At 44.1% G+C, this 13,117-nt stretch carries 13 protein-coding genes; 4 read left to right on the plus strand and 9 right to left on the minus strand.

The genetic code is table 11. The annotated features are described in order from the left end of the window. Positions 1-178: 178 nt before the first annotated feature. The 9 genes from ACFVRY_RS18400 to ACFVRY_RS18440 form a co-directional block, all read right to left on the minus strand. Positions 179-1,120 (minus strand): MFS transporter, encoded by a 942-nt coding sequence (locus ACFVRY_RS18400; RefSeq protein WP_387501714.1) that lies wholly within the window; start codon positions 1,118-1,120, stop codon positions 179-181. Positions 1,121-1,224: 104 nt separating this feature from the next. Continuing rightward, positions 1,225-1,527, minus strand: a complete 303-nt coding sequence (locus ACFVRY_RS18405; RefSeq protein ID WP_387501715.1) for a MerR family transcriptional regulator — start codon at positions 1,525-1,527, stop codon at positions 1,225-1,227. A 258-nt stretch (positions 1,528-1,785) separates the two neighbouring features. Beyond that, a complete protein-coding gene (locus ACFVRY_RS18410; RefSeq protein ID WP_387501716.1) occupies positions 1,786-2,580 on the minus strand; it encodes a CPBP family intramembrane glutamic endopeptidase in 795 nt (264 codons plus the stop codon). Positions 2,581-2,719: 139 nt separating this feature from the next. Then, entirely contained in the window at positions 2,720-3,979 is a 1,260-nt protein-coding gene (locus ACFVRY_RS18415) for a TraB/GumN family protein (RefSeq protein ID WP_387501717.1), read from the minus strand. A 65-nt stretch (positions 3,980-4,044) separates the two neighbouring features. Then, complete coding sequence (locus ACFVRY_RS18420) at positions 4,045-4,812, minus strand: MerR family transcriptional regulator (protein ID WP_387501798.1); 768 nt, start codon at positions 4,810-4,812, stop codon at positions 4,045-4,047. A gap of 436 nt (positions 4,813-5,248) precedes the next feature. Further along, on the minus strand, positions 5,249-5,560 hold the full coding sequence (locus ACFVRY_RS18425; protein ID WP_387501718.1) for a YbjQ family protein: 312 nt from the start codon (positions 5,558-5,560) through the stop codon (positions 5,249-5,251). A 21-nt stretch (positions 5,561-5,581) separates the two neighbouring features. Next, entirely contained in the window at positions 5,582-6,835 is a 1,254-nt protein-coding gene (locus ACFVRY_RS18430; RefSeq protein WP_387501719.1) for a TraB/GumN family protein, read from the minus strand. Positions 6,836-7,000: 165 nt separating this feature from the next. Beyond that, a complete protein-coding gene (locus ACFVRY_RS18435; protein WP_387501799.1) occupies positions 7,001-7,801 on the minus strand; it encodes a MerR family transcriptional regulator in 801 nt (266 codons plus the stop codon). A 145-nt stretch (positions 7,802-7,946) separates the two neighbouring features. Continuing rightward, complete coding sequence (locus ACFVRY_RS18440; RefSeq protein WP_387501720.1) at positions 7,947-8,804, minus strand: arginase family protein; 858 nt, start codon at positions 8,802-8,804, stop codon at positions 7,947-7,949. 105 nt (positions 8,805-8,909) lie between these two features. Between ACFVRY_RS18440 and ACFVRY_RS18445 the strand changes: the two genes are divergently transcribed. From ACFVRY_RS18445 to ACFVRY_RS18460, 4 genes are all read left to right on the plus strand, one after another. Further along, the gene (locus ACFVRY_RS18445; protein WP_387501721.1) at positions 8,910-9,251 is read left to right on the plus strand and encodes a winged helix-turn-helix transcriptional regulator; all 342 of its coding nucleotides are present in this window, start codon (positions 8,910-8,912) and stop codon (positions 9,249-9,251) included. Between the two features lie 300 nt (positions 9,252-9,551). Next, a complete protein-coding gene (locus ACFVRY_RS18450; protein ID WP_387501722.1) occupies positions 9,552-11,054 on the plus strand; it encodes an alpha/beta hydrolase family protein in 1,503 nt (500 codons plus the stop codon). Positions 11,055-11,767: 713 nt separating this feature from the next. Beyond that, on the plus strand, positions 11,768-12,373 hold the full coding sequence (locus ACFVRY_RS18455) for a CPBP family intramembrane glutamic endopeptidase (protein WP_387501723.1): 606 nt from the start codon (positions 11,768-11,770) through the stop codon (positions 12,371-12,373). Positions 12,374-12,391: 18 nt separating this feature from the next. After that, positions 12,392-12,994: a TetR/AcrR family transcriptional regulator gene (locus tag ACFVRY_RS18460; RefSeq protein WP_387501724.1), complete on the plus strand. Its 603-nt coding sequence runs from the start codon at positions 12,392-12,394 to the stop codon at positions 12,992-12,994. Positions 12,995-13,117 lie beyond the last annotated feature (123 nt).

The raw sequence follows: 13,117 nt of genomic DNA on the forward strand, positions 1-13,117 counted from the left end.
AAGCTTAAAGTTACTTTAACCTCAAGTCCTTTTTTTGGACTCTAATTAAAAAAGAGCTCCCTATTAGTCAAACTCCCCATACGAATGGAATTTGCTAGGTAAACAAAATAGTCAGTCACCGTTGGATTTCCGGCGACTGACTGATTAAACTTACAAAGTGCCTGTGAAGCCTGCCTTACTAATGGAGAACCGTTCCACTTTCAGGTTGATTTAATCTGGCCTCTTGTTCACTTGGTTTGACACGCTTCATAAATAACGAGATGAACAGGGCGATGATCGACATAACACCAGCAAAAATAAAGGCGCCTTTGATACCAAAAACAAAGGAAGATGGCAAATGCGCTAATATCGCGGAATCTGCTTGAGCAAGATTAAGCCCATTGCTCATATCAAATCCTTGATCACGCAAATAATTTAACTGACCTGTCGCTAGCATCGTCATCGCCAGCGCACTGCCTATCGCTCCAGCCACTTGCTGCAATGTACTCATTATAGCTGTACCGTGTGGATATAACTCAGCCGGCAACTGGTTCATCCCATTGGTTTGCGCTGGCATCATAACCATCGACAAAGCTAACAAAAACGTACAATGCAGGGCAACAATAAACACGGTTGAGGTATTCACCGTAATCGTTGAGAAGAGAAACATAACTGCCCCAATTAAAATCAGTCCAGGTATAATTAGCCTTCTTGGTCCATACTTATCGAACATTTTACCCATCAGAGGACCCATTATACCGCTAAGGAGCGTACCAGGTAACAAGAGCAACCCGGCCTGTAAGGTGTTTTTTCCAAGACCGTTCTGTAAAAGCATCGGTAACAATAACATGGATGACAAAAGCAGCATCATCACTACAATGAATAGGACCACCGACAAACTAAACATTGGAAAACGGAACGTACGAAGGTTCATGATGGGCGATTCTATACTCAATTGACGCCAAGTGAAGAGAAAAAGTGCTGCTACGCCAATAATTATGAAAGATATTACTAACATACTACTCCAGCCACTCTCTCCGGCTTTGCTGAAGCCAAATAAAAGACTGCCGAAACCGATTGTTGAAAGCAATAGAGAAAGGATATCAATTGGGGGACGTGTAATCACGGATATATTTTTCAAGAAGATTATGCCGAAGGCTAACGAAATAAGAAGAACTGTGCCGGAAATCCAGAAGATCCAATGCCAAGACAGCTTTTCAATAATTAAACCGGCAATGATTGAGCCTAGCGTTGAAAATGCTTCTGAAGCAGCAACTCATGTTGCATCTCCAGAGAAGCATGGAAATCCTTGCTGTCCTGCTCCAAATAATTGCTGATTTCATCCAAGGAGTAATCAAAATATTTTAAGTTTAATATTTGATGGAGCCGGAACAATTCGTCATCAGAATAGATACGATGTCCCTTTTCATTGTAGCCGCTCGGCTTGAGTAACCCCTTCCGCTCATAAAAGCGCAGCGTTCCTTCCGTGGTCGAGGTCAGTTTTGCAAAGGAACCAATGGTGTAATACGTCTTACTTATCGTGCTCACCCCCTTTCTAGCGCCAGTATAGCACCTGAAGTTACGTCAGGGGCAAGCACTTCTTTCGATCTTTGCTGCCTTTAAACTACACAAAGAAACAGGGCCAACCTCACGGTTAGCCCTCTATAACAAAAAGAGCCATAGCCAAACCTCTCCAATTGAATGATGTTACCTGAACAACAATCAATTGAAGGGGATGGTATGACTCTTCATCAGGTTATTTTCAAAACTTCATCTTTACGAATCTCGCCCGCCCGCACGAATGAATCAGCCGACTGATTGTGACACGCTTTGGGCGTTATCGCGCCCTCTTTCACGGCGGAGAATGATCGGAACCGTGATTGCTCCAGCGATCGCCAACACCGGAGCTAGTACACCAGCGATGGGAAACGACGACGAGCCATTCGTAGTGAAGATGCTAAAGTCCCAAAGTCCGTGCAGGAGCATGGCAAACACGAGCGATCCGGTAGACCGCCGGACAAGGTAGAAGATCGAACCAAGGCCGAAAGTGCTCATTAACTGGAGCAGGGCAGCACCCACCCCGACGCCCAGGAAGAAGTTCGGCAGGTGGAAAGCTGAGAACATCGCTGTTGAGAGCAACCAAACCCCGGTTTCGCCGAATCGGCTGCGCAGAGCGACTATCAACTGACCCCGGTGGATCGTTTCCTCATTGAGGCCGACCAGGATGCAGCTGACGATGAGATACAGCCACATGAGGGGTGTGATATGGGTAAAATCGGCGATCAGCATGTTCACGACCGCAATGACCATCATAATGATCGGGAGAGACATCGCCCACCCTGAAAGCCGCCGCTTTTCAACCAGGCTGGGGTGCCACCATCCGTAGAGCGTGACCATTGTGATGGTCAGCACGGCACCGCCGGATATCGGTGCTACGGCCCAGAGTAGAAGGGTCCGTTCACTCTCTGCTATTCGCATGTAGTCGACTCCGTTGAGCACGAAGATCGCGTAGAAGACTGCGATGTAGAGGAAATAGGTGAGAACACCCCACCGTACGCGGGGACGAACTCGAAGGCCGGTATCCAAAGATTCTTGTAGCATGTCCCTATTGGATGACATCATAAACACTCCCATTATAAATTAATATTCCCTTTCAATCCCTAATCCATGAACTGAATTTCTATCATTGTTATAGGTATTTATATAACATACTGAAGCAGAAATGATAGCTGCTTAAATGTTACTGTTTTACCACCTTAAAGCCTTGCTTCTCCAACATTGTAACTAGACCAGAGTCGCCCGCAAAATGTGAAGCGCCAAGGGCAATCATATACGTTTCTTTTTTATCACTGTTCAGATAGCCTTTAATCTTCTCAGCCATTGCTAAATTACGGTCCGTCTGCATCCCTTTGAAATAGTCATCATCCCAGCGAAGCGCATCGACAAATTTAACCAAGTTTTTTTCATCGCCAGTTTTCCATACTTTCAGAATATCATCCATCGACATTTCCGTAGCAGAAGAAGGCAAAGAGTTTGGATCCAGCATTTGAAGGATCAGCTTTTCTTGTAGCGAGTCGGAGAATTTGTTAAAAACATCGTATTGGGACTCAAAAGTCTCTAGCCCAATAATTGGTTTTTTCGAATTGATGGCTTTGCCCATGAAATACATGTCAATCCCCATACCTTCGTCTAAGTCTTGTTTTGCCGATAGAATGGTCCCCATCTGTTGCGAAGCGTACCACGCCTTGATGTTATCGTAGCTATTTTCCGGCAGTCCATTTTCTTTTAGGAATGCTTGAACTTTGTTATAGGTTGCTGCAGAGATATGGTCCTTCAGTGTAGTTCCGTCTTTATATTCACTCACATCAGTTATCAATTTAGTTAATTCGTCAGGAACGATCTTTGTAAAGTCGATCTCTACGCCCAAGTAGTCCGCAGCATTGAACGCATTCTCAATCTCAGGACGCAGCGGGTATATAGTCTTGTCGACGGTGTGGATTGTACCAAGCATATACACGGTGTTGCCTTTATTCTCTACCTTCCACAGAAAGCCTTTGCTGTTTTCGGATTGCTTTCCAGAGGTAAGGCTAACCTGGCGCAGCGATTGATTCCAAGCCACTTGATAGCCTGTAGTTTCAGCAGCAAAGCGGAGCGGTACATACGTTACATTCTTGATTTGCTTTGGTGCTGCATCCAGCTTGACCGTTTTCCCGTTTGCCGTGGCATTCGTGCTGCCAATCTTCAGGGAGAAGGAGAGACCTTCTTTCGAACCGCTGACGGTACGGGTCGCTTGATCCCACTTCACTTGGACGCCCAGCTTCTCCAGAAGGGGACGCAATGGGACGAGGGTCACTCCTTTTTCAATGATCGGTGCGGAATTGCTGAACTGGATTTGCTCGCCGTTTAACTTTACAGATAAGGATTTTTCCGCTGCTTGAACGGAAGAATATGCAGAAGTAAGCAAGATTAGGGAAAGTAATACAGCGCTAATTTTTTTCATTGGTATATAACTCCTTCTAGTTAGAATAGTAAAAAACGACGGACAACTTCATATGAGGATGTAACCTATTCATCCATCTTCTCCTCCCACATACGACGGAACAAATGAACGAACGCCTCAGACAAGTATTTCGCAAAGCTAGGCTCAAAGTTCGGGAAGAGCTGCGGATCCACCTCCTTCAGCACTCTTCCCGTCTCGTTCGTCCCTAGTTCCTCTAGCGGGTGTCCAAGTATCTGCTCGAAAAACAGCTTTAGAGCTTGCGCACGCTCCTGTACAAGTGGATCATCCGGCGACAGCCCCTGCTTGGACATAACGAGTAGATCATTAAACACTATCATCAGCTCAGTTTGCAGGTTTACTTCAACACTAAATATAGATTGTACGAGTGAATCCGGCACACGCTCGGAGAGCCACTGCTTTTGCTCCTCCTCATGCTGAATGGAACGAATCATCTGCATAATAAGCTCTGGATCAATCGTATGGTTGTCCTTAACAATCGCTCTTGCCTGCTCAACCGTATCGACAACGCGCTGGATATGTTGCTGCTTCTGCAACAACAGCTCATATTGCAGCTCCAGAGAAGCATTAAAATCCTTGCCATCCTGCTCCAAATATTCGTGGATTTCATCCAACGAGTAGTCTAAATATTTTAAGGTTAATATTTGATGGAGCCGGAACAAATCCTCGTCGGAATAGGTACGGTATCCCTTTTCACTGTAGCTGCTTGGCTTAAGCAATCCCTTGCTATCATAAAAGTGCAGCATCCGTTTTGTTGTTGAGGTCAGTTTAGCGAATGCACCAGCGGTATAATGTCTCTTATTTATCTTTCTCAGCCCCTTTCTAGCATCAGTATAAGGTGTAACGTTACGTTACACTCAAGCATTTTTTTATTCTATTCAAGATGAACTTAAAATCCTAACATAGGGCTCGGTCGTCACTACGGTGGAATGTTTGGACTTCCGGTCGTTATTGTCTCCAGATTTTTGAATTATACCGCTATTAGCGGATAAAATCCGGAGACTGCCTGTGCTTCCGATGCGAGCTTTCCTGCGGAAAGCTTTCAGACGAGCGCTTCGCTCCTACAGTTCCAAACTTCCCCCTTCACTCCTTCTCGCTTTTTGTTACTTTCTTTTGTTTATCTTATATAGTCAAAAAAAGAGCTCCCTAGTCAAACTCCTTATATCAAATGGAGCTGCCTGAATACTAAAAAAACTAAATAAAAAACAGGACTAACCTAATGGTTAGCCCTGCAGTATTATGAACGACTACTTAGATAACAACTGCTGTTCCGCTAACAGCGACCATCATCATGTCCTGGCGGACAACTGCGTAATTGATCCCCACGCCGATTACAGCGTTGGCCCCCATCGTCGAAGCGTGCTGGGTCATTTCTTTGAAGGCCGCATCTCTTGCTTCCCTTAGCTTGGTTTCATAGGCTTTCGAACGTCCGCCTACCAGATCTCTAAATGAGGCAAGAATATCCCTCCCGACATTAGCTCCCATGATGACCTCACCGGTTGCCACGCCGACATATTGTCTGACTGGGGAACCTTCAACGATTGCGGTTGTTGTAATAATCAAGTATTTTCCTCCTAACAACTGCTACTGTTTTGTTACTTTGAAGCCTTCCTTTTCCAGCGATGGAACGATTCCTTCGTTGCCCAGTAAATGCAGCATTCCAACGACAACCATATAGGTTTCTTTTTTATCACCATTCAGATAGCCTTTAATCTTCTTGGTCATTTCTTCGTTGCGGTCATTGATTAGACCTTGGAAGTATTCAGCATCCCAGCCAGTAGTGGTGAACTCATTCAAGGCTTTTTCATCGCCCTGGATCCACATTTTATTCAGATAATCTATCGTTACATCTGGAGAAGGAGGCGTCACAGCTTTAGGATCCAGGTTCTGAAGCAGCAGCCTTTCCTGCAAGGCGTCTGAGAAATTGTTGTTCATCTTCATTTGGGATTCCATAGTTTCTAGTGAGACTATCGGTTTTTTCGTTGTATTAGCCTTTTCAATCAGATAATTATCAATCCCTTTCTCTGGTGTAAAGCCATCTTTTGCAACTTGAATGTTCATGATCTGTTGTGTGACAAACCATGACTTGAAAATATCGAAGCTATTTTCAGGCATTCCATTTGCTTTCAGGAATGATGTAACTTTTTTATACGTGTCTGCGGAGATATGATCCTTCAGTGTCGTTCCATCTTTATAAACACCCAGTTCCAACACTTGTTTTTGTAAATCTTCGGAGGTGACTGTCGACATATCGACCTCCACGCCCAAGTAGTCGGCAGCTTTTAACGCATTCTCAATCTCCGGACGAAGCGGATACATCCCTTCAGGTACATGATGGATTGAACCCATCACATACACCGTGTTACCTTTATTCTCAACCTTCCACAAAAATCCGCGGCCTTCGGAATGTTGCTTGGCAGTAAGGGTAACCTGGCGCAGTGATTGGTTCCAGCCCACTTGATAACCTGTAGTTTCAGCTACAAAGCGTAGCGGCACATAGGTTACATTCCGGATTTGTTTTGGCGCTGCATCCAGCTTGACAGCTTTACCGTTTGCAGTGGCGTTTGTGCTGCCAATCTTCAGGGACAAGGAAAGGGTTCCTTTGGAACCGCTGACGGTATGTGTCGCTTGATCCCATTTCACGTTGACGCCCAGCTTCTCCAGAAGGGGACGCAGCGGGACAAGGGTCACCCCTTTTTCTACAATCGGTGCGGAATTGCTGAACTGGATCTGCTCACCGTTTAGCCATACGGACGAGGCCTTCTCAGCTGCATGAACGGAAGACAGTCCAGAGGTAAGTAAGCCCAGGGTTAGTATTGTAGCGCTAAGTTTTTTCATTGATATATAGCTCCCTCTGTCGAAGTGAACTTAAGAATACGCCATTCAACACTCAGCTTGTCTGATTCTTAAGTTCAGCTTATATAGTTGTAATGTTAAGCGCGGTCTGACACTGACTTTGGGGAATCGTAGGGGTCCGTGTTAATCTAACCTAGTTAACCTAACCTACTCTTTTTCTTTTTCTTTTTCTTTTTCTCCCCATTGATGAATCAACATATGACCAAACGCTTCAATCAAGTAGTTCTTAAAGTCTTGTTCCAGGTTCGGAAAAAGCTGCGGATCCATCTCTTCCAGCACTTTTCCGGTCTCGCTATTCCACAGCTCTTGCCCGAGCATCCGCTCGATCATCATAAATAGAGTAAGCGCATGCTCCTGAACAAGCGGATGTTCCGGCGGCAGTCCTTGCTTAGACATCACTAGCAGATCGTTAATCTCTAACGTAAACTCACGTTCTACCCGGATCCGTTCTTCCAAACTTGATTCACTCATAAACACCGATTGTACGACCTCATCCGGCACACGATCGGAGAACCACTGCTTCTGCGCCTCCTCGTGCTGAATGGAATGAATCAGTAGCATAATGAGCGCAGGATCCATCGTGTCGTTATCCTTAACAATCGCTTTTACCCGTTCAACCGAAGCCACAACACGCTGGATATGTTCTTGCTTCTCCATCAACAGCTCGTATTGCCTCTCCAGAGAAGTCTTAAAATCCTTGCTGTCCTGCTCCAAGTACTTGCCAATTTCGTCCAGGGAATAATCTAAATATTTTAAGGTCAATATTTGATGGAGTCGGAACAAATCGTCATCCTTATAGGTTCGGTGTCCCTGCTCATTGTAGCTGCTTGGCTTAAGCAGACCCTTTTGGTCATAAAAGTGCAGCGTACGTACCGTCGTCGAGGTCAGTTTGGCGAATGTGCCAATCGTATAATACGTCTTACTTATCTTTCTCAGCTCCTTTCTGATAAAAGTGTAGCACCTGACGTAACGTCAGGCGCAAGCATTCTTTTATATGTTATCCAGAAAACAAACATTAAACTAAAAAGACCCGCGTGAGTCGCGGATCTTTTTAGTATTATTGGACAGAACTATTATCTCATCTTTAATGACTTCACTTATTTAAAATAGGTATTTCTCCAAGCAGTTGCTTCAAGTTCATAGCATCCCATGGCATATGCTCCGTTATTCCTAATCCAACTACATCTGTTTCTTCAGATAGCTCTTTAAGCAGCTTAAGCAGTCCCGGCATTTGCATAGTTCCAGCAGCAGAAAAATCATTATGTGCTTCAGGGTTGGCGAAGATCAAAGATCGAAATGCCTTAGGATCAAGCACATCTAGATCAATGTGAATGGCCAGATGCTTAATGTTATTTTGCTTAATCCAATCTTTAATAGACTCTGTACTGTTCATTAACTCTTCAGTTCCAGCAGTTTTAATACCTAGTCGTTGAATGATTTCTGCATCAAAATCAGTTTGTACATTTATACCTGCAATAAACACATTTTCAGTCTTTAGCGGAATCTTCACATGTTTGGCGAACTCTTCATCGCCTTCTCCCAACAAGTTGCCGAGAGGTAAGGTGTGTCCATAATCATACCCGACAATTCTACCTAAATCGCTGTGAGCATCGATCCAAATCAAACCTAATTCCCCATTGTATCGTTCGTTCAAATAGGCAAATGGAGCTTGTTCCACCAAACAGTCACCACCGAACATAACAATGCGATCCGGCTTATAAGCATCAAGGATATGATGAGCGGCCTCTAATTGCTCAAGCAGTTGTTTCCTTCCATATACACCGTTCTCGTTCTCAAGCGGAGTTCCGGCATAAGCTTGAACGGGAACATGAATAAGGGGCTGATCATTATCAGGAGCTAGCCAAGCAAGCAGTTCGGCTCCAAAAGAGTAGTTAGGATTATTTCCCCCTTGCCATTGCGGCATCAGTAAGCGTATGGTTTGCTTAGTCATTTTTTTCTCTCCTTTTATTTAAAGTAAAGCTAGTATAGAATGTGAGCATACAAAAAAACAGTACGCACAATATTGATAGGTACTATCAGAAAGGATAGTGTAAACATGAGTATGGCTGAATATAAAGGTAAAGTTAAACATATTCAAGATACGCCTTTTGGCTATACATTATCGGTTATCGGTGGAAAATGGAAAATGGTTCTCATTTATCTCCTCGCCGAAAACCAGCCCGTTCGCTTTAATGATCTGAAGAGACAGGTCGGAGCGATCACATATAAAATGCTCAGTTCCCAGCTTAAAGAGTTGGAAGCAGATGGCATGGTAAAACGGGTGGAATACCCTCAAGTTCCCCCAAAAGTCGAATATAGTCTTACGGAAAAAGCGGAATCCTTATTGCCTGTTTTGGAAGGGTTATGTGAGTGGGGAGTACAGAATCAGGAGCATTAAATTTACTACCGCAAAGAAAGCTGCAAGGTTAATAAACCTGCAGCTTTCTTTTTTTATTCGTAAGCGTCAAACCTTGCACAGGAACACGAATTGTTGTTACATTGCCATGAACTGCATTACGTACATATTAGTATATTGTGTTTAAGTCGCATTCCCGGACCACAAGATCGAATTACAAAATTGTAAGGTAGCTTTAAGATAGATTTAAGGTAGATGTAAGACAAATCGATAGTTTAGGCCAGTCTGGCAGGATAAGATTGGAACAAATAAATCAGAATTTTTTTAAAAAGGAGAATCGAGATGAGGCTGTTTGAACTGTTGCTTTTTTTGTCCAACATCGGCTTGTTTGCATTAACAGTCCTATTAAAAAAAGGACAGCGTAGAATTCCAGTATTCGTTGCAAGCGGAATCGCCACACTTTTACTGGTCATTCATTGGACGGTGGAAGGATACAGAGTTCAGCTATTATTCCCATATTGCATAACGATCATTTTTTTAGTCATTTCAGGTTATAGCTATTTCCAAAAAACCGGACCCAAAAAGATCCCTCGAGTCTTGTTGGGTTCAGCTTATACCGCTATAGCGATAATGTTGGTCGCAACAGCGGGTCTCATGTATGCTTTTCCTGTATTTAAACTGCCTGAACCGGCAGGTGAATTTAAGGTAGGAACGCAGGCTTTTCATTTCGTGGATACAAATAGGGAAGAGATTTTCGGTGAAGCCAGGAATAGTAAGAGAGAATTAATGGTTCAGGTATGGTATCCGGCTCAAGCTGGCACCGGCAAGTACACACCCTTTATTCCCGATACCCAGATTTTACGTTATATGGCCGCGAACTATGGTCTTCCCGGGTTTACTTTGCAACACCTGAAGTACGTATCCAGTCATGCTTATTCAGGGGCCGAAGTCTCTCCGGCACAGACTTCATACCCGCTGATCCTTGCGAATCCCGGCTTTGGCTCTTCCAGGTTCCTCCACACGTCGCAAGCCGAAGATCTCGCGAGTCACGGATATATCGTGGCCGTGATCGACCACACCTACAATACATTTGCAACCGAGTTTCCGGACGGCCGAATCACGACTAGCTCAACCAACGACTTATTCTCGCCCGACCATGATTACCGGACGGAAAGCGGAAACCGCGACAAGCTCGGAAAAGTGTTAACCGACGATGTGACGTTTACATTGGACCAATTCGCGCTCATCCAATCAGGGCAGATTCCAAGTCATCTAAAAGGGAAGATGGATCTCGGTCATGTCGGGGTATTCGGTCATTCCATCGGCGGAGCGACGGCCTATGACGCTGCTTACGATCCGCGAATCGCGGTTGGAATAGACTTGGATGGAGCGCTTTACCGGCTGCGCGACAGAGAGGGTCTGCGAAAGCCGTTCTTGTTCATGAATTCGGAAAGCGAATTCGATAGATTAAAGAAGGTAATGGATAACCACACCTACACGGAGGCAGAGCTTAAACGGATGGGCAACACAAGAGAATGGATGGATCAAGTAACAGAAGACAAAAAGCTAGAGCTTGAACGGATGCGCGAATCGGTCGACTCAGGGGGGCAATTCCTCTATATCGAAAATTCAGAGCATTTGAATTTTACCGATGTACAATACATTTCTCCGATATTCAAAATGCTGGGCATTACAGGAAAGATTGCGCCCGAAAGAGCGAACTCCGTTATCAATGCCTATATGCTGGATTTCTTCGATAGGTATCTGAAAAATCAAGGCGGAACCTTAATAAAAGGACCGGATAGCCGCTTTCCGGAGGTGAAATTCGGAACCTCGCTATTATAATTACAGAACAGGCTAACGATTTTGATATGCTCCCCATCAAGCAGACAGGTTTAATAAATAAACCACTACTTGATGGGGAGTTTTCCGTCTTATATAGGCTGTTTATCGATTTAATTTTTGCAATATTACCCTTAGTGGCTTCATCCCCCTGTTTGCTCACGTCCTTTAGCTGCCATTTGTGCCATATCCTTCGACAACAGATTTAATATACCCCCATAATTGTCCATAAATCCGCCAATAAACAGTTTATTTGCCGCCAATTGTGTAGGCTCCGTTAAACGGATCGAAGAACAATTGCTTAATTTCGCCTCCAAAGTTTAGCTTCTGTTATGCACATGATTCTCAAATCTTCAGCACCCTATAGCCCCCTTTAAGATCATGTAACATGTTGACAGAATGAGACGATGCCTCTATATTGTAACTACCGACTTTAAAGTCGGTATAATAACAAGAAAAGGGTGCATGTCATGGAAAATAATTATGGTCTTCAGCCGAAGATCCCTTTCGGCCTCAAATCCTTAGCGGGATTCCTCCTCATTTTTGTCATATGGCAAGGCGGTTCATTTTTATGGTTAAATCTAGTGAACTCCTTGATTCCCGCTACGCTCTCAGGCTTACCTAGTTTTATCGCGCTTTTCTTAACCTTTTGGTTCCTGATTCTCGGGGTCTTCCTTATTACCAGGTATTTCTTCAAGATTCCTTTTCGAACATTTTTGTTTGAAAATAAACGGCCCGATTTCCGAAAATTCGCGACTTATTTTTCATGGTATTTCGCGGCACTGATCCTTTATTTACTTGTCGATATCGGTGTACATCGGCAAGCGTTTACGCTTCATTTTGATCCGCTTCGCTGGTTAGGCGTATTCATTGTTGTCATCCCTTTGATTTTTGTTCAGAGTGCTTCTGAGGAAATTTTGTTCAGAGGCTATGTGTACCGGATGTTCAGATCATCAAAAGGCGGTACATTCTGGTCAGTCTTTATCTCCTCCCTCACCTTCGCCCTGGTCCATGGTTTGAATCCTGAGATGCTCAGCAACGGCATTTGGGGACCACTGTATTATCTGATAGGGGCATTCTTTCTAGGGGTTGTTGCTTATCGTACCAATGGTCTGGCTGCGACGTTCGGCATCCATTTTGCCACGAATATTTTTAATTTCACGATTTGGGGATATGGTACATCGACGGCGGATCATATGGGGCTGCAAAGTATCGTTTACCGCCACACGCTGGATATGCCATTTGCATTCTGCGGGATTTTTGCTATCGTTATCTCATATGGTGTTTTTCAATTTTTCAAGCATACAAGGAGCCGTTCGTAAGGTTCCCAGGAGGGACTTATGACCAGAAGACGATTACCGGCAGAGGAAGCAAAAGCAATTATTTTAAAGCATGCCAAGCTGTTATTTATTGAAAAAGGTTATGATCGGGCTACAATGGATGATTTATGCACACTTACACAGATGAGTAAAGGCAATTTATATCATCATTTTAAAAATAAAGAGGTCCTCTTTCTCCAGTTGCTGTCCCAGTATTCCGCAGAATCCTCACAAAAGTGGCTTCAATTGGCCGAGCGATCCACATCCCCCAGCGAACAGCTGCTTGAAATGGCGGATTCATTCGGAAGAGAATGTGAAAACCCCTTAATCCAAGCTCTTGAAGAGTATGGAAGGACGCTTTCCAGCGATTCCGGAGCATTGGTTACATTGCGAGAGATTGTAGAAGTAGTCTATCGTGCTATTCGAGAAGTACTGCAACAAGGAGTACAGCAGGGTGTTTTCATTAATGAGGATTTCGAAACGTTGAGTTTTAGTGTGATTTCCACCTTGACTGGGGCAACACAGCTCTGCCTGGCGAAGCCGGAAAAATTAAGCGGGGACGAATACGCCTCCCTGCATGTCAATGCGATCAAGCTGCTGTTCAAGGGTATTTTGCTACATTAAGTTCATCTTATATAGTGGCCGCTTAGTGGTTATTGAAAAGGTTCCTGCTCCGCTTGAAGTTTTTTTCTAAAGAGGCAATTATACTTTTTATTTCGCTTGCATTGTGTAAAGGATGCTTATTGT

The organism is Paenibacillus sp. NPDC057934, from assembly GCF_042887565.1.
In the GTDB taxonomy this organism is placed as follows: Bacteria; Bacillota; Bacilli; order Paenibacillales; family Paenibacillaceae; genus Paenibacillus_AQ.